The 17658-nt window shown below is 61.1% G+C and carries 18 protein-coding genes; 16 read left to right on the forward strand and 2 right to left on the reverse strand.

The window, feature by feature from the left end; genetic code table 11:
• Positions 1-100 precede the first annotated feature (100 nt).
• The 16 genes from Q1A32_RS09705 (at position 101) to Q1A32_RS09780 (ending at position 15406) form a co-directional block, all read left to right on the forward strand.
• On the forward strand, positions 101-1138 hold the full coding sequence (locus Q1A32_RS09705) for a TRAP transporter substrate-binding protein (protein ID WP_299613067.1): 1038 nt from the start codon (positions 101-103) through the stop codon (positions 1136-1138).
• A 74-nt stretch (positions 1139-1212) separates the two neighbouring features.
• Positions 1213-1770: a TRAP transporter small permease gene (locus tag Q1A32_RS09710; RefSeq protein ID WP_299652253.1), complete on the forward strand. Its 558-nt coding sequence runs from the start codon at positions 1213-1215 to the stop codon at positions 1768-1770.
• Positions 1771-1812: 42 nt separating this feature from the next.
• Entirely contained in the window at positions 1813-3129 is a 1317-nt protein-coding gene (locus Q1A32_RS09715) for a TRAP transporter large permease (protein WP_299652865.1), read from the forward strand.
• A gap of 248 nt (positions 3130-3377) precedes the next feature.
• A complete protein-coding gene (locus Q1A32_RS09720; protein ID WP_299652255.1) occupies positions 3378-4139 on the forward strand; it encodes a crotonase/enoyl-CoA hydratase family protein in 762 nt (253 codons plus the stop codon).
• Positions 4139-4597, forward strand: a complete 459-nt coding sequence (locus Q1A32_RS09725) for a MarR family winged helix-turn-helix transcriptional regulator (protein WP_299652257.1) — start codon at positions 4139-4141, stop codon at positions 4595-4597. The genes Q1A32_RS09720 and Q1A32_RS09725 overlap by 1 nt, the downstream gene beginning before the upstream one ends.
• Complete coding sequence (locus Q1A32_RS09730) at positions 4594-6366, forward strand: feruloyl-CoA synthase (RefSeq protein WP_299652259.1); 1773 nt, start codon at positions 4594-4596, stop codon at positions 6364-6366. Before Q1A32_RS09725 ends, Q1A32_RS09730 begins: the two co-directional genes overlap by 4 nt.
• Positions 6363-7235, forward strand: coding sequence for an amidohydrolase family protein (locus Q1A32_RS09735; RefSeq protein WP_299652261.1), 873 nt, complete (start codon positions 6363-6365; stop codon positions 7233-7235). Before Q1A32_RS09730 ends, Q1A32_RS09735 begins: the two co-directional genes overlap by 4 nt.
• An 86-nt stretch (positions 7236-7321) precedes the next feature.
• Positions 7322-8848 carry a benzoate-CoA ligase family protein gene (locus Q1A32_RS09740; RefSeq protein ID WP_299652263.1) on the forward strand — a complete coding sequence of 509 codons (1527 nt, stop codon included), beginning with the start codon at positions 7322-7324 and terminating at the stop codon, positions 8846-8848.
• Positions 8848-9657, forward strand: coding sequence for an alpha/beta fold hydrolase (locus Q1A32_RS09745; RefSeq protein WP_299652265.1), 810 nt, complete (start codon positions 8848-8850; stop codon positions 9655-9657). The genes Q1A32_RS09740 and Q1A32_RS09745 overlap by 1 nt, the downstream gene beginning before the upstream one ends.
• A gap of 99 nt (positions 9658-9756) precedes the next feature.
• Entirely contained in the window at positions 9757-11415 is a 1659-nt protein-coding gene (gene boxC / locus Q1A32_RS09750; RefSeq protein WP_299652267.1) for a 2,3-epoxybenzoyl-CoA dihydrolase, read from the forward strand.
• Positions 11416-11468: 53 nt separating this feature from the next.
• On the forward strand, positions 11469-12917 hold the full coding sequence (gene boxB, locus Q1A32_RS09755; RefSeq protein ID WP_299652269.1) for a benzoyl-CoA 2,3-epoxidase subunit BoxB: 1449 nt from the start codon (positions 11469-11471) through the stop codon (positions 12915-12917).
• Between the two features lie 11 nt (positions 12918-12928).
• A complete protein-coding gene (locus tag Q1A32_RS09760; RefSeq protein ID WP_299652271.1) occupies positions 12929-13102 on the forward strand; it encodes a hypothetical protein in 174 nt (57 codons plus the stop codon).
• Positions 13103-13112: 10 nt separating this feature from the next.
• Positions 13113-13574, forward strand: a complete 462-nt coding sequence (locus Q1A32_RS09765; protein ID WP_299652273.1) for a flavodoxin domain-containing protein — start codon at positions 13113-13115, stop codon at positions 13572-13574.
• Complete coding sequence (locus tag Q1A32_RS09770) at positions 13571-13993, forward strand: thioesterase family protein (protein ID WP_299652275.1); 423 nt, start codon at positions 13571-13573, stop codon at positions 13991-13993. Before Q1A32_RS09765 ends, Q1A32_RS09770 begins: the two co-directional genes overlap by 4 nt.
• 58 nt (positions 13994-14051) lie before the next feature.
• Positions 14052-14942, forward strand: coding sequence for a helix-turn-helix transcriptional regulator (locus tag Q1A32_RS09775; RefSeq protein WP_299652277.1), 891 nt, complete (start codon positions 14052-14054; stop codon positions 14940-14942).
• Positions 14939-15406 carry a 3-hydroxyacyl-CoA dehydrogenase family protein gene (locus tag Q1A32_RS09780; RefSeq protein ID WP_299652279.1) on the forward strand — a complete coding sequence of 156 codons (468 nt, stop codon included), beginning with the start codon at positions 14939-14941 and terminating at the stop codon, positions 15404-15406. The genes Q1A32_RS09775 and Q1A32_RS09780 overlap by 4 nt, the downstream gene beginning before the upstream one ends.
• On the opposite strand, the gene Q1A32_RS09785 is transcribed toward Q1A32_RS09780, so the two are convergent.
• Together Q1A32_RS09785 and Q1A32_RS09790 are read right to left on the reverse strand one after the other, a co-directional pair.
• Positions 15403-15888, reverse strand: coding sequence for a DUF2165 domain-containing protein (locus Q1A32_RS09785; RefSeq protein ID WP_299652281.1), 486 nt, complete (start codon positions 15886-15888; stop codon positions 15403-15405). The genes Q1A32_RS09780 and Q1A32_RS09785 overlap by 4 nt on opposite strands.
• An 82-nt stretch (positions 15889-15970) precedes the next feature.
• Complete coding sequence (locus tag Q1A32_RS09790; protein WP_299613043.1) at positions 15971-17635, reverse strand: ABC transporter substrate-binding protein; 1665 nt, start codon at positions 17633-17635, stop codon at positions 15971-15973.
• Positions 17636-17658: the final 23 nt, after the last annotated feature.

Below are 17658 nucleotides of genomic sequence, written 5' to 3' on the forward strand. Positions count from 1 at the left end.
AGTTACAAAGGCGGGTGACAGAATTAGTTGCGTTGCATAACAATTCCCCCGGAAGAGCGAGTCAGGCCGTGGATGCCTGACCAGATTAGGGAGGAAATACATGTCACTCACACGCAAATCATTCCTGAACATGGTGGGCGCTGCGGCCCTTGCCATCGGGTCGGGCACAGCCGCCTTTGCCCAAGAGGTCACGTTGAACCTGCACCAGTTCCTGCCTGCGCAGGCCAATGTGCCCAAGCTGGTTCTGGATGTCTGGGCCGACAATGTGGAAGAGGCCAGCGGTGGCCGGATCAAGGTGGATCGTTATCCGTCGATGCAACTGGGTGGGCGTCCGCCTGAGTTGATGGACCAGGCCATTGATGGGGTCGCTGATATCGTCTGGACCGTGGTGGGCTACACCCCCGGTCGGTATCCCAGCACCGAGGTGTTCGAACTGCCCTTCATGATGACAGACGCGCGCGCGATGTCGTCAGCCTACTGGCAAATGTTTGAAAAACATATGAAAGATACCGAATTCAAGGACGTGCATATCCTTGGCACATGGGTCCATGGCCCCGGCATGATCCACACCAAGGACGAGGTAAAGACGCCTGCCGATATGGAAGGGCTGAAGATCCGGGGCGGGTCGCGGACCGTCAATAACCTGCTGGAAAAGATGGGCGCCACACCTGTGGGCATGCCTGTGCCTGCCGTGCCTGAGGGCCTGAGCAAGGGGGTGATCGATGGCACCACGATCCCCTGGGAAGTCACTGGCGCGTTGAAGGTGCCGGAACTGGTGGGCAACCATACCGAGTTCGAGGGTAACGCCCTCTATACGCTCACCTTTGTGCTTGCGATGAACAAGGATCGTTATGACAGCCTGCCCGATGATCTGCGTCAGGTGATCGACGACAATTCGGGGCTGGAGTTCAGCATCTTTGCGGGTGGCACGCAGGCCGATTCCGATGGTCCGGCGCGTGAGTTTGCGGTGTCGAATGGCAACAACATCGTGACTGTATCCGGCGCCGATCTGGACGCCTGGCGTGCAGCCGCGCAGCCCATCTATGACGAGTGGGTCGCGGACATGGAAAGCAAAGGCATCGACGGGCAAGCCCTGATCGACGAGGCGCGCGCGCTGATGGACGCCTACGAAGGCTGAGCCGTTCACACTTTTGAAAGTCGGGCCGTGGCAGGAATGCTGCGGCCCTATTTTTCCAATAATATGAGGCAGATATGTACGGGTTGGTGAAATGGCTGTCGCGGATGTCCGCGGTGATTGGGGGGATCGTTCTGGTCATCCTCATCCTGCTCACGACCCTGTCCATCATCGGGCGGGAGCTGTCGAAGCTGGGCCATTCGATGGGCGAAGGGTGGTTGGGGCAGATGCTGATCGCGTCCGGGGTGGACGAGATTCGGGGCACCTATGAGCTGACCGAAGCGGGTGTCGCCTTTGCCATTTTTGCGTTCTTTCCGGTCTGCCAATTCTATGGCCAACACGCGACGGTCGATGTGTTCACGTCTGCCATGCCGCGCTGTCCTTTGGGCTGGCTGCGCGCGTTTTGGGAGGTCGTGCTGGCCGCTGTGATCGTATTCATCGGCCTGCGTCTTTATGACGGAATGCTGCGCTACATCGGCAATGGCGAGACGACGCTGTTCTTGCAATTTCCGGTCTGGTGGGCCTATGCCGCGAGTGTCGGAGCGGCGGCGATTGCGAGCCTCACGGCGGTCTATTGCGCCTGGGTCCGGGTGGTCGAAGCGGCCACCGGACGCCAAATCTTACCAGAGGGTTAACGGCACATGGACTGGATTCGCGAGATTGTCCAATTTCTGGGCCTGACCCGGCTGGAACTGGGGTTCTGGTCGTTCCCGATCCTGCTGGGCCTGATTTTTTTGCGCGCGCCGATTGGGCTGGCAATGTTCCTCATGGGGCTTCTGGGCTGGATATTCGCGATGAACGGCAACCCCACGCCGATCCTCGCCAAGCTGAAATCCGAGACATACACCACATTCTCTAACTACTCGTTAACCATCATCCCGATGTTCCTGCTGATGGGGCAATTCGCGACCCTGTCGGGCATGTCAACGGCGCTGTTCAAGGCAGCGGAGAGCTTTTTGGGGCACCGGCGTGGGGGCGTTGCGATGGCATCCGTGGGGGCCTGTGCGGGGTTCGGGGCGATCTGTGGATCGTCTTTGGCGACCGCGGCCACGATGAGCCGTGTGGCGCTGCCGGAGCTGAAAAGATATGGATATTCAGGGGGTTTCTCGACCGCCACCTTGGCTGCGGGGGGCACGCTGGGCATCCTGATCCCGCCGTCGGTAATCCTCGTGATCTATGCGATCATCACCGAGCAGAACATTGCCAAGCTGTTCCTAGCGGCGTTCATTCCCGGCATTCTGGCGGCGATTGGCTATGTGATCACCATTTCGATCTATGTGCGCCTGTACCCGGACAGCGCAGGCACCCGGGAGGCTGTGCCAATGGCCGAACGCTGGAAAGCGTTGGCCGAGACGTGGCCCGTGCTGGCAATCTTTGCACTGGTTGTCGGCGGTATTTATGCCGGTTGGTTCACGCCGACCGAGGGTGCTGCCATTGGTGCGGCGGGCACGGGGCTGGTGGCGTTGATAGGTGGCAACCTGACTTGGCGGGTGCTGGGGGAGGCGCTGATCGGGACGGCCAAGACGACGGCCATGATCTTTTTCATCGTGCTGGGCGCGTCGCTTTACAACAACTTCCTGGCCCTGTCGGGCGCGCCGCAATGGCTGGCGGATTTCGTTCTGTCCCAAGGGTTTACGCCCATTCTGGTGCTGAGTGTGATCCTGCTGTTCTACCTTGTGTTCGGCTGTGTGATGGACAGCCTGTCGATGATCCTGCTGACGGTGCCGATCTTTTTCCCGGTCATCTCCGGCCTCGATTTTGGGATGACGCCCGAGCATGTGGCGATCTGGTTTGGCATTCTGGTGCTGATCGTGGTGGAGGTTGGATTGATCACGCCGCCGGTGGGCATGAACCTGTTTATCATCAACGCGATGGACCGGGAGACGCCGATGACCGAGACGTACAAGGCCGTGATGTTCTTTGTCGGGTCGGACATTTTCCGGGTGATTTTGCTGGTCGCGTTTCCGGCGATTACGCTGTTTTTGATCCCCTGACGCGCAACGTTCGGTGCCCTGTTTGGCACGGGGGCACGGGAATGCGGGTTAACGGCAGGAAAACAAGGGGTTTGGGCGATGCACAACCCGTACACCCCCTGTGCACCCCCCGTACACCGCTTAAGCACTGGGATGCGGGTTAACGGTGCGGGCGGGGTGTTAACCTTAATGCCCGGTTAACGACGGGGGTTGCTGGAATCGGGGGCTCTGTGCTTGGGTAGTTATGAAATATAACTAATGAGGTGCGCATGCCGGATTTGTTGGTCGATGTGCAGGACAGGATCGCCGTTCTGACCCTGAACCGGGCCGAGAAGCGGAACGCCATGTCGGACGGGCTGCTGGCCGAGATTGATGCGTTTTTCTCTGCCCCGCCCGAGGGGGTGCGGGTGGCGGTGATCACCGGTGACGGCGGGCATTATTGCGCGGGTCTGGACCTGAGTGAGCATGTGGCGCGGGATGCCGAAGGAACCTTGCACCATTCGCGTGGATGGCATGGCGTCATGGACAAGGTGCAGGGATCGGGCCTGCCGGTGGTGTCCGCCATGACCGGGGCTGTGATTGGCGGCGGGCTTGAGTTGGCCACGTCGACCCATGTGCGGATTGCCGAGCCTGATTGCATCTTTCAACTGCCCGAGGGGCGGCGGGGCATCTTTGTGGGCGGCGGGGCGACGGTGCGTGTGGGGCGCATTCTGGGGCCGGACCGTATGACCGAGATGATGCTGACCGGGCGGAAATATGGTACGGATGAGGCGGTGGCGTTGGGGCTGGCACATTACGCGGTTGGAACGGGGGAGGCTTTGCCCCGCGCGCTGGAGATTGCCGAACAGATTGCCGGGAACGCGCCGCTGTCGAATTACATGATGATCCAGGGGATTGCGCGGATTACGGATATGTCCCGGCAGGATGGGTTGTTTGTGGAGAGCATGGCGGCGGCCTTGGCCCAAACCTCGCCTGATGCGCATGAGGGGTTGGCGGCCTTTCTTGAGAAACGCGCCCCGAGGTTCCGGTGATGGAGAAGCCCAAGGACAAGCCCGAGGTGGAGGTGTCGGACGCGGCGCTGCGCGACCTTGTGGGCTACAACATGAAGCGGGCGTTCAACGTGGTGCAGGCCGATCTGGCGCGGACGCTGGAGCCGTTTGGCCTGCGGATGCTGACCTTTTCCGCGCTGTCGATGATTGTCGAGAACCCCGGGTTGCGGCCCAGCCAGTTGGCGGGGGCCTTGTCCGTCGAGCGGGCGAATGTGGTGGTTTATGTGGACCAGTTGGAGGAGGCGGGTTGGGTCACGCGTGCGCCATCGGAAACGGATCGCCGGGCCTATGCGTTGCAGTGCACGCTGGCGGGGCGGCAGGTCTATGACAAGGCGCGGGCGGCGGTGCGGGCCCATGACCGGCGGATGCTGGATGGGTTGCGCGAGGTCGAGATTGCGGCGGTGAAGAAGGCGCTGATGCGCATCGAGGGGCTGGGATGACCGACCATCTGGGCCTGCGTCCGCACAAGGTGGTGCGGGAGGATCGGCCGGATGGGTCGATTTTGCTGCGCTCGGGCTACGAGATGTCGGCGGTGGATCTGTCGACGGGTGTTTGGCTGGATCGGTGGGCGACGCGGACGCCGGAGGCTGTGTTTCTGGCAGAGCGGTCTGGGGATGGCTGGCGTACGGTATCGTATGCCGAGGCGTTGCGCCGGGTGCGTGGGTTGGCGGCTGGGTTGCTGGCGCGGGGTCTGGACGGGCCGATCCTGATCCTGTCGGGCAATTCGGTGGATCACGCCTTGCTGACATTGGCGGCGCAGTATGTGGGCTTAGTCACCGTCCCTGTGGCGGCGCAGTACAGTTTGATCCCGGAGGCGCGGGGGCGCCTGGACTACGTGCGCGAACTGGTGAAGCCTGCGCTAGTCTATGCGGCGGATGATGAGGCGTTTGGACCTGCGCTGGATCTGTTTGACTGTCCCAAGTTGGTGTCGCGTGTGGTGACTGGGCGTGCGTCTGCTTTGGACGGGGTGCGTGGGTCGGCGGATGTGGATGCGGCGCAGGCGGGCGTTGGGCCGGAGACCGTTGCCAAGCTGTTGCTGACGTCGGGGTCCACGTCTGATCCCAAGGCCGTGGTGACGACCCATGGCATGATGACCACCAATCAGGCGCAGATCCGCGATGGGTTGCCCTTTGTCGCGGCGCGTCCGCCGGTGCTGGTGGATTGGTTGCCGTGGAACCATGTGTTTGGCGGGTCACATAACTTCAATCTGGTGCTGGCCAATGGCGGGGCGCTCTATATCGACGATGGCGCGCCAATCCCCGCGAAGTTCGGGCGGACGGTTGAGAATTTGGGGCTGGTGCCCGGGACGATATCGTTCAACGTGCCGATTGGGTTTGCGCAATTGGTCGCGGCGATGGAGCAGGACGCGGCGCTGCGCGAGACGTATTTCCGCGACCTTGACATGATCTTTTATGCTGGCGCGTCGCTGCCGCAGGAGACGTGGACCGTACTAGAGCGTATGGCGCTGGAAGCGGCGGGGCGGATGCCGTTGATCACCTCAAGCTGGGGGCTGACCGAGACGGCGCCTGCGGCGCTGTTGCAGCATGTGCCGGCCAAGGGGGCGGGCATTGTCGGCGTGCCCATGACCGGTGTGACCGTGAAGCTGGTGGATGATGGCGCGGGCCGAATGGATGTGCGGGTGAAGGGGGATAATGTGTTCTCCGGGTATCATGACGCGCCTGAGAAAACAGCGGAAGCCTTTGATGATGAGGGGTTTTTCATCACGGGCGATGCGATGCGCTTTGTTGATCCGGACGATATGGCCAAGGGGTTGCGCTTTGACGGGCGGTTGTCGGAGGACTTCAAGCTGAGCACAGGGACATGGGTGCAGGCGGCGCAGATCCGGTTGGAGATGCTGGGTCTGTTGGGTCCGCTGGCGCAGGATGTTGTGATCTGTGGCGCGGGGCGCGACGAGGTCGGGATGCTGATCGTGCCGGGGCCTGATGCGCGCGACGGAGATGGTGATGATGGAGCGCTGTTCTGCGCAGCATCAGAGGGCATACGTAAGAGTATGGTCAGGCGTGCTGGCGCTGTCACCGGGTCCGCCCGCGTTGTGGCGCGGGCGCTGGTTCTGGCCGACCCACCCGACATTGGGGCGGGGGAAGTGACCGCCAAGGGCAACATCAATTTCGCCAAGCTGCTTGAGCGTCGGGCCCATCTGGTGGACCGGCTTTATGACGACAATGATCCTGCGAGTATTGTTCTATGATTGATCTGGAAAAGATCCGCGCCATCGACATTCACACCCACGCGGAGGAGCCGTGCGGGTGTCATGCGGATGATGGCTATGACGATTTGCAATCGACTATGGCGGAGTATTTCCGCGCGCCGTGGAAACATCCACCGACCGTGCCCGAGACCGCTGCGCATTACCGGGCGCAGAACATTGCCGCCGTGATTTTTCCCGTCGATGCGGAGCGGGAGACGGGCTATCGCCGCTATGCCAATGAGGAAGTGGCGGAGATTGCGGCGGAGAACAGCGATGTGTTGATCCCCTTTGCCAGTATCGATCCGTGGAAGGGCAAGATGGGCGTGCGCGAGGCGAAGCGGCTGATGCGCGAGTTCGGCATCAAGGGCTTCAAGTTCCACCCGACCATGCAGGGGTTTTTTGCGAACGACCGCATGGCCTATGACCTTTATCGCGCGATCGAGGACGAGGGGGGCATTGCGCTGTTTCACACCGGGCAGACCGGGGTTGGGTCGGGGATGAAGGGTGGCAACGGGATGCGCCTGAAATATTCGAACCCGATGTATATGGACGATGTGGCGGTGGATTTTCCGGACCTCAAGATCATTCTGGCGCATCCCAGCTTTCCCTGGCAGGAGGAGGCGCTGGCCGTCGCGCAGCACAAGCCGAATGTCTACATCGACCTGTCCGGTTGGTCGCCGAAATATTTCCCGCCGATCCTTGTGCGCTACTGCAATTCGATCCTGCGCAAGAAGATGCTGTTCGGGTCGGACTGGCCGATGATCGCGCCGGAGCGGTGGCTCAAGGATTTCGAGGGGATCGACATCAAGGACGAGGTGCGGCCCGGTATCCTGAAGGACAACGCAGCGCGGCTGCTCGGGTTGCAGTAAATTGCGCATGAGCGGCGCGCTGGTTGCGGCAGGCTGACGCAGGTTGCACGATAAAGCATCATCATGGACCTTTGGGAGGAGGGCACATGGCAAACGCGGCATCCTATTTCGTGGACCGGCATGTGGCCGAGGGGCGGGGCGACAAGGTCGCCTTTCGCGAGGTCGGCACGGGGCGTGAGCTGACCTATGGCGCGCTTGCCGCCGGGTCTGGACTGGCCGCGGCGGCCTATCACGCGGCGGATGTGCGGCGCGAGGAACGGGTGGCGATGCTGGTTTTGGACCAGATCGAGTTTCCGATCCTGTTCTGGGGTGCGCTGAAGGCGGGTGTGGTGCCGGTGCCGTTGAACACGCTGTTGGCGACACCGGTTTACGACACCATTTTGAGGGACAGCCGTGCGACAATGCTGATGGTGTCGGAGGCGCTGTGGGATGTTGTGGCGCCCGTGCTGGCGGACAATCCGTACCTGCGGCACGTCGTGGTGATTGGCGCTGCGCGGGAGGGGGCGGAGACGTATGACGCGTTCATGGCCCGCGCGGAGGCGGCGATTGAGCCGTTTGAGGCCAAGGACGATGAGACGGCGTTCTGGCTCTATTCCTCGGGCTCGACCGGGCAGCCGAAGGGGGTGCATCACATCCATTCCGCGTTGAAGGCGACGGCGGACACTTACGGCGCGCAAGTGTTGCAGGTGCGTGAGGATGATGTGGTGTTTTCCGCCGCCAAGTTCTTTTTCGCCTATGGCTTGGGCAATTCGATGACCTTTCCGATGTCCGTTGGCGCGACCGTGGTGATCTTTGGCGGCCGGCCAACGCCCGATGGGATGGTTCAGGTGATTGCAGACGAACAGCCCACTGTGTTCTGCGGGGTGCCCACGCTTTATGCCGCGATGGTGGCGCATATGGAGGCGGAGGGCGCGCCGGATGCGCCTTTGCGCACGTGCATTTCCGCTGGGGAGGCGTTGCCCGAAGATGTGGGCGTGCGGTGGGAGCGGCTGACCGGTGTGCCGATCCTGGATGGCGTCGGGTCGACCGAGATGTTGCATATCTTTTTGTCGAACGCGCCGGGGGATGTGGTCTATGGCACGTCCGGCGTGCCTGTGCCCGGCTATGACGTGCGGCTGGTGGACGAGCATGGCGTTGATGTAGGCGTCGGTGCGGTGGGCGAGTTGCTGGTCAATGGGGCCTCTGCTGCGGATGGGTATTGGAACCGGCGGGACAAAACGCGCGGTACATTCGAGGGCGTATGGACGCGGACCGGAGACAAGTATGAGCGTCGGGACGACGGGCGGTATGTCTACTGCGGGCGGACCGATGACATGTTCAAGGTGTCCGGCATCTGGGTCAGCCCGTTCGAGGTGGAGCAGGCGATCACGTCTCATGCCTCGGTTCTGGAATGCGCTGTGGTGGCGATGCGGGATGAGGATGGATTGGAAAAGCCCAAGGCCTTTGTCGTGCCGCATGGCGCGCGGCCAGAGGGGTTGGAAGAGATGCTGAAAGAGCATGTGAAGGACCGCGTGGGCAAGTGGAAATATCCCCGCTGGGTCGAGTGTGTGGACAGCCTGCCGAAGACGGCGACGGGCAAGATCCAACGCTTCAAGCTGCGGGAGGGTGTGTGATGGAATGGGGTGTGGGCACGGTTTCGGTTGCGGGGCAGACTCTGGAATATGCGTGCTGGGGGCCTGCGCCAGGCGATGCGCCGACGCTGGTGATGCTGCATGAGGGTCTCGGGTCCGTTGGCCTGTGGCGCGACTGGCCGGAGGCGTTGGCGAAGGCGACAGGCATGGGGGTGCTGGCCTATTCGCGGGCGGGCTATGGCCGGTCGTCTGCTGCGTCTTTGCCAAGGCCGCTCGATTACATGACGCGCGAAGCGGAGGATGTTTTGGGGCCTGTTCTGGATGCCGCCGGTATCGAACATGCCGTGTTGTTGGGCCATTCTGACGGGGCGACGATTGCGGCGATCTATGCCGGGTCGGTGTCGGATATGCGGGTGCGCGGGTTGATCCTGATTGCGCCGCATTTCTTTGCCGAGCCGGAGGGGCTGGAGGCCATTCGTGCGGCGAAAGGGGCGTATGAGGGCGGCGATTTGAAGCCGCGTTTGGCGCGGCACCACGATCACCCGGATGTGGCGTTTTACGGCTGGCATGACGCGTGGACTGATCCGGGATTTGCCGATTGGAATGTGGGTGACGCGATTGATCACTGGCGCATTCCGGCGATGGTTGTTCAGGGGGCAGAGGACCCGTATGGCACGCTGGCGCAGGTGCGCGAGGTCGAGGACCGCGCCTATGCTCCGGTGGAGGCGTTGATTGTGGATGGGGCCGGGCACAGCCCACATCAGGGTGTGCCCGAGATCGTGACGCCCGCCGTTGCCGCGTTTTGCGAGACGTTGATGGCGTTGGAAGATGCGCCCTCGGAAGTGTACTAAAGTGCAATAATTGGCGAATTATGGCGGTGTATTGTGCATCTTGGCCATGATCTGATGTAACATAATGCTACTTTTGACTCTGAAAGGCCTGTCTGATTCATGACCCAGATCATCGACTTTCGTACTGATCCAAGCCGCTACAGGCATTGGCGTGTGGATTATGACGGGCCGGTGGCGACGCTGTGGATGGATGTGGACGAGGATGGCGGGCTGTTTGACGGCTATCAGTTGAAGCTGAATTCCTACGATCTGGGCGTTGATATCGAGTTGAACGATGTGGTCCAGCGGATGCGGTTCGAGCATCCGGAGGTGAAGGTGGTTGTCATGCGCTCGGCCAAGGACCGGGTGTTTTGTGCAGGGGCCAATATCCGGATGCTTGGTGGGGCTGCGCATTCGCACAAGGTCAACTTCTGCAAGTTCACGAATGAAACGCGCAATGCCTATGAGGCGGCGGAGGCCGAGAGTGGGCAGAAATATGTGGCGGCTATTCAAGGGGCCTGTGCGGGCGGTGGGTATGAGCTGGCGCTGGCGTGCAATCACATCATGCTGACGGATGACTCGACGTCTTCGGTGGCGTTGCCGGAAGTGCCTTTGCTGGCCGTGTTGCCGGGAACAGGTGGCCTGACGCGTGTGACCGACAAGCGGATGGTGCGGCGGGACCGGGCGGACGTGTTCTGTTCGACCGAAGAGGGTGTGAAGGGCAAGCGCGCCGTGCAGTGGAAGCTAGTGGACGAGGCTGTACCGAATGCCCGCTTTGATGACGTCGTCGCGGAGCGTGCGGCGGAGTTTGCGGATGTGTCTGCCAAGGCGGATGTCGCGCAGAGGATTGCGCTGGGGCTGATTGAGCGGACGATTTCTGACGATGGGTCAGTGTCTTACGGGCTGGTTGAAGTGACCGTGGACCGTGACGCGCGCCGGGCGGAGATTTTGATCAAAGGACCTGAGAACGACGCGCCTGCGGATGTGGAGGCGTTGGTGGAGGCGGGGGATCAAGCCTACATCCTGCGGCTGGCGCGTGAGTTGGAAGATGCGGTTTTGCATCTGCGTCTGAATGAGATGGAAGCCGGGCTTTGGGTGATCCGGTCACAGGGCGATCCGGAGGCTGTGCTGGCCCACGAGGCGCTGGTTCTGGAGAACCCGGATCACTGGCTGTGCAACGAAATCCGGCACTATTGGAAGCGGGTGTTGAAGCGAGTTGATGTGACCTCGCGCTCGCTTGTGGCTTTGGTGGAGCATGGCAGTTGTTTTGCAGGTGTGCTGGCGGAGCTGCTGTGGGCCGTGGACAGGTCCTACATGATGGAAGATGAGTTCGAAGGGGACAATCGGCCCTTGGCCACCATCATGCTGAGCGACGGGAATTTCGGGGCCTATCCGATGGGCAATGACCTGACGCGGTTGCAGACGCGTTTTTATGGGTCCGATGATGCTGAGGGGCTGCTCGATCAGATTGGTGAGGCGTTGGAGGCTGAGGAGGCGGATGACGCGGGGCTTGTGACCGAGATCCTGGATGACATCGATTGGGAGGATGAGATCCGCATCTTCCTTGAGGAGCGGGCGAGCTTCTCCCCCGATGCGATGACGGGGATGGAAGCGAACCTGCGCTTTGCGGGGCCCGAGACGATGGAGACGCGCATTTTTGGCCGTCTCACGGCGTGGCAGAACTGGATTTTCAACCGGCCCAATGCGGTTGGAGAGGATGGCGCATTGCAGCGGTACGGCACCGGTGTGCGTGGTGATTTCAATATGGAACGTGTGTAACGGGCCCAGATTTTTCGTACGAAAAAACTCTGCCCCCGAGAGGAGATGAAGACATGACTGTGATGAACGTCAGCTATGACACCCAAATCCCCAACAATGTGGGGCTGAGCCAGGACCGCAAGGTGCTGAAAGCGCTGGAGAAATGGCACCCCGGGTATATCAACTGGTGGAATGACCTAATCCCGCAGAACTTTCAGGAGAGCATGGTTTACCTGCGCACTGCCGTCAGTGTGGACCCCAAGGGATGGGCGAAGTTCGACTATGTGAAGATGCCGGAATATCGGTGGGGCGTGTTGCTGGCCCCGGCCGTTGAGGATCGCCGCATTCCGATGGGCGAACATAAGGGAGATCTGGCGTGGCAGGAGGTGCCGGGTGAGTATCGTAACATGCTCAAGCGCCTTATCGTGATCCAGGGCGATACCGAACCGGGATCGGTTGAACAGCAGAAGTTCCTCGGCCTGACCGCGCCGTCACTGTACGACATGCGGAACCTTTTTCAGGTGAATGTCGAAGAAGGGCGGCACCTGTGGGCGATGGTGTACTTGCTGCAGAAGTACTTCGGCAAGGATGGGCGCGAGGAAGCGGACGACATGCTGGTGCGGTCCTCGGGTTCGGAAGAGGCACCGCGGATGCTGGGGGCCTTCAATGAGGAGACGCCGGATTGGCTGTCTTTCTTCATGTTCACCTATTTCACCGACCGTGACGGGAAGATGCAGCTTGAGTCATTGGCGCAGTCGGGCTTTGACCCGCTGTCGCGCACGTGTCGCTTCATGCTGACCGAAGAAGCGCACCATATGTTCGTGGGTGAGACGGGCGTGACCCGGACCATTCAGGCGACCTTGGCCGCGATGCAGGAGAACGGGATCGACGACCCTTATGACATCGGCAAAATCCGCGATCTGGGGGTCATCGACCTGCCGACGATCCAGAAGAAGCTGAACCTGCACTATACGCTGAGCCTTGATCTGTTTGGGCAGGAGGTCAGCACCAATGCCGCCAACGCCTTCAACGCAGGCATCAAGGGCCGGTATATGGAGCAGCGGATTGACGACGATCACAAGCTGACAGGCGACACCTATGCGGTGGCGAGCATCGTGGACGGCAAGATCGTGACACAGGATGTGCCCGCGTTGACGGCCATCAACATGCGCTTGCGCGATGATTATGTGCGCGATGCCTCAGGTGGTTTGCGCCGCTGGAACAAGCAGATTTCGCGCACGGGGATTCAGTTTGAACTGAAGCTGCCGCATGAGGGGTTCCATCGGAAGATCGGGGTGTTCAAGGACCAGCCGATCACACCGGATGGGGAGTTCATTTCGCAGGCGGATTGGGATGCGCGCCAGACTGAATGGCTGCCGACGAAGGAAGATGGTGCCTTTATCCAGTCGTTGATGAAACCGTGCTACGAGCCCGGCAAATACGCCAGCTGGATCGCCCCGCCCAAGGTCGGGATCGACAACAAGCCGGGTGATTTTGAATATGTGAAACTGCACATGGCCTGAGGGAGGCATCCATGCAGATCGAAAGAACAGCCCTGACTGACGCCGCATCAAAGCGCCCCTTTTGCGCTTTGGAGTGTGATGGATGTACCGGAATGTGCCTCGCGCTCTACATGATGCTGAACCGGGACGAACAGGACGAGATGTGCCGCCGGTACAAAGCACGCACCGCACCACGCGTGCATTGAGGAGAATATGATGAAAGTTGGCATTTTTTACGGGTCCGAGACCGGCAATTCCGAGATGCTGTGCGAGGACATCGAGACGGAGCTTGGTGATGGGTTCGAGTGCGATATCCAGAGCCTTGCGGATGTTGATCCGGCAGAGATGCAGAAGGACACATTCTACATCATTGTGACGTCGACCTATGGCAATGGCGATTTGCCTTCGACCGCGTTGCCGTTCGAAGAGGCGCTGACCGAAGGCAAGCCGGACCTCAAAGGCATCCGCTTTGCCATCTTTGGTCTGGGCGACATGGTGTTTGCCGAGACCTTCGCGCACGGGTCCATGAAGCTGGCCGAGATGATGAAGGCGCAAGGGGCAACCCAAGTGGGCGAGCGGGGCATCCACGATGCGTCGGGCTTTGATATGCCCGAGGACATTGCCCTGCCGTGGGTGCAGGAGATCATGGGGCTGATGCAGGCGGACAAGGCCGCTTGAGCGACAAGTTTCGACATGAAATCCGGGTGACGTGGGGCGATTGCGACCCGGCCAAGATCGCCTATACCGCCCGTTTGCCGTGGTTTGCGCTGGATGCCATCAACGCGTGGTGGGAAGCGCATTTGGGCGGCGACGGATGGTATCAGCTGGAACTCGATCGCAATATTGGCACGCCCTTCGTTCATATGAGCATGGACTTTCGGTCACCTGTGACGCCCTGCCATCGCCTGATCTGCGAGGTGTGGCCGAAACGGCTGGGCGACAAGTCCATCACTTTCCGCGTGGATGGGCGGCAGGATGGGATGCTGTGCTTTGAGGGGACATTCACTTGCGTCTTCATCATTGCCGACCAGTTCAAGAGCCAATCCGCACCCCCCGAACTGCGCGCCGTCATCGCGCCGCACATCTGCGACATTTGATCCGTTGAACCGGGGCGCTCGCGTCCTAAAACAACTGATAAGAAGAAGCTAAGTGCGCATGACATCACCGAAACCCATACCAGACGGCGCAATCCCGATGATTGCACGCCTTGCCACCCGCGTCCGGGCCGCCCGCGAAGCGCTGGGCCTGCCGCGCCGCGAATTGTCGGAACGCTCGGGCGTGTCGCCGCGATATCTTGCGCAGCTTGAGGCGGGTGAGGGGAACATCTCTGTCATCTTGCTGGAGCGCGTGGCTACGGCGCTGAATGTCCGGATCGAGGAGTTGCTGTCCGAAAGCCCACCGATGGACGGCGATGTGACCCGCGTGGCGCGGCTGTATCAAGCGGCCCCTGCACAGGTACAGGGACGCGTGCGGGCACTGCTGGCCCCGCAGAACCCCGTGGCGCTCCGGGCGCAGCGCATTTGCCTTGTCGGATTGCGCGGTGCGGGCAAGTCCACACTGGGCCGACTGGCCGCGGACAAGCTGAAAATCCCCTTTGTCGAGTTGAACGGAGAGATCGAGGCCGAGGCGGGCATGCCTTTGTCCGAGGTCATGGCCCTGTACGGGCAGGACGGCTATCGCGCATTGGAGGCGGAAGCCGTGTCGCGCATCGTGTCGCGCCACGACAAGCTGATCCTGGCTGTTGCGGGCGGGATCGTGACGGATGAGGCCGCTTACGACATGGTGCTCGAACGCTTCCATACGATTTGGGTCCGTACCAGTCCGGGTGAACATATGGCCCGCGTTCGCGCGCAGGGTGACTTGCGTCCGATGGAAGGCAATCCTGCTGCCATGGATCAGTTGAAGTCGCTTCTGGCGACCCGAGCCCCGGCCTATGAACGGTCTATGGCGCAGGTGGATACATCAACGAAGCCTGTGTCCACATCGGTAAACGAATTGCTGGCCATCATCGCAAAACACCGCTTTCTCGAGGGGCTTGGTCCTTGACCATCCGCGTGGCGCCTTTGCAAACCGCATTCTGGCGCGCATGCGAGCGACTGTTGTACGTGCACACAACCCCGTGGGAGCTGGACGAGGCGCTGGTTGCTTGGGGCTATGGGATTGGCCCGTGCGAAGCGCAGGATCTGGTCGGATTGGATACGGTACTTGCCGCGCGGAGTGGCGGTGACGTCTCACCGATTTTGCCGCGCATGGTGGCTGAGGGGCGGTTGGGCAAGCGCTATGGTTGGGGATATTACCGGTATCCCGGCGGCGGTGGTGCGGTGATCGACCCGCTGATCGAGGATCTGATTTGCGAAGAGGCGTGGTTTGCCAAGGTTAAACGGCAAGAGTTGAGCGCCGAGGCTTTGGTCGCCCGTCTGCACGAGGATGTGCGCCAATTGTTGCAATCAGATGTTGAGGCCGCGGTGCGTTTGCTGCACTTCCCTGCCGATCAGATGGCCGCGATCTAGAGCGCAAGCAGGATCATCGTCGCGACACCCCATAGCGTCATTTGGTAATGCGTGTTTTGAGCCCCTTCGTGGCAGAACCAATAGCAGAAGTGGTTGCCCACGATCAGGAACCCGGCCCAGACGGCGGTGAACACCATGGTGCCCGCCATCGCTATGATCCGTCCGGTTTCTGCCTCTGCCATGCCCGCAAGTGCCATGATGAGCCCGATCACACCGGCCCAAAGCACCAGTGTTGCTATCAGCTCGGCACCGACAATGGCGCGAAACGCAAGCTGCTGCAGGGCGCGGTTGGTCACGGCGCGATGGGCGACATGGGCAAAGGCGTCGGGGTAGTCGGCCTTCATCCGCGTCATTTCCATCACCTCGGCGGTGTAGGTTTCGTTCACGGATGGATGCAGGATGTTGTCGCGCACGCCCAGCGTCAGCCATGCCGCGACAAGACCGGTGGCAAGGGCCTGCGCGGCGATCAGCATCTGGTCCATCCCGTGTCCTTTCGCGCTTTGGGGGCTTCATAAAAAAGGGGCCGCGCAGTGGCGGCCCCTTTGAATTGATCGTGATCCTGGATCAGGTCCAGGCGATTTGCTCGGGCCGGATTTCGAACGTGATGTGGTGTTCGCCACCCACCAGACCTTCTTTGGTGTGGTTGTACAGCGAGCGCCAGTAAGGCTGGATCGTCACGCCTTCGTCCTGCAGCAGCTTCTGACCGACAGCCATCAGCTCGCGGCGGGCATCGACATCCGGGGTTGCCAGCGCTTGCTCCAGCAGGCTGTCGAACTCTTCGTTGGCAAAGCCAAACTCGTTCCACGCCTCGCCCGAGCGATAGGCCAGCGCCCAGATCTGCACACCCAGTGGCCGCGGGTTCCAGTTAGTCGAGCTGAACGGATACTGCGCCCAGTCGTTCCAGAAGGTCGAGCCGGGCAGGATCGTCCGTTTGACCTTGATGCCTGCATCACGCAGCTGGGCTGCCACCGCATCGGTGGTGTCCTTGCGCCATGCGTCGTCGATCGAAGTCAGCTCGTGCTCGTAGTCGCCCATGCCGGCTTCGTCCATCAGGGCCTTGGCCGCTGCGGGATCAACCGTGCGCGGTTCGATTTCCGCGTATTCCGGGTGCATTGGACCGACATGGTGGTTTTCGGCCACGATGCCGCGCCCGGCATAGCCCAGTTCCAGAAGCACCGCGTTGTCCACGGCCATGGAAATCGCTTTGCGCACCCGCACGTCTTCGTAAGGGCGCACGCCATCGACTTCGGCCAGCTGGTTCGGGCGGATCACGATGGTCGCACCAGTTGCGATCTCGTTGCGCTGCCAACCGTCCAAGGTGTCCATGATGTCGATGAAGTCACCTTCGATCGAATAAAGCATGTCGACTTCTTCGGCTTCGGAGGCCGCAACCCACGCCGCAGGATCGGTGCCGTAGTCGATGAACTCGACGCGATCGAGGTACGGTCCACCAAACACTTCGGTGCCCCACCATGTGTGGTCCTCGTTCTTGACCAGCACGGCTTTGACGCCAACTTCGAGCGATTCTGGCAGGTAAGGGCCGGTGCCGATGGGGCTGTCGATGTTGTCGACCGAGGTGTCGGGGTGGATGATCGCGGCCGGATAGTCAGCCATGCCAGCGATCAGGGTGATGTCCGGCGCAGGCAGGTTCAGTTTGACCGTTGTGGCATCGACCACTTCGATTGCACCGACGATGGCCTTGTTCGTATCGCCGTCGATCAGCGTGGCAAAGCGGCCTGCCATCGAGTTGCCTTCGACGTCCTTGTCGCACCATGCAGAGATGTTGCGTGCCACGTCTTCCGCAGTGAAGTCGTCGCCATTGTTCCACTTCACACCCGAACGGACGGTCAGTGTGTATTCTGTGGCATCGTCGTTGACTTCCCAGCTTTCCAGCAGGCGTGGCGTGAAGGTGCCGTCGTTCTCGAAATGCACGAGGTACTCTTGCCATCCGCGTGCGACGTTGGCGATCTGCGACCAGTCATATGTGCGGGGATCCTTGAGGGCCCGGACCTCTTGCTGGATGCGGACCGTGCCACCTTGCGAGTGCGCTGCGGCTTGTGCTGCGGGCGCTGTCAGGCCCAGCATGCCGTAAGCGGTGGCAGCGGTGGCGCCGAACGCGCTGGCCGTGGCCAGAAACTCGCGGCGGTTGATCGGATCAGTGCCGACTTTGGCGGCCGAATCCACGATGGATTGCGGCAGCGGCTTGCCGGTACGGGTTACAAAGGTCATGTTCTTCCTCTCTGTTGGCGTCG

This window comes from uncultured Tateyamaria sp., from assembly GCF_947503415.1.
Taxonomy (GTDB): domain Bacteria; phylum Pseudomonadota; class Alphaproteobacteria; order Rhodobacterales; family Rhodobacteraceae; genus Tateyamaria.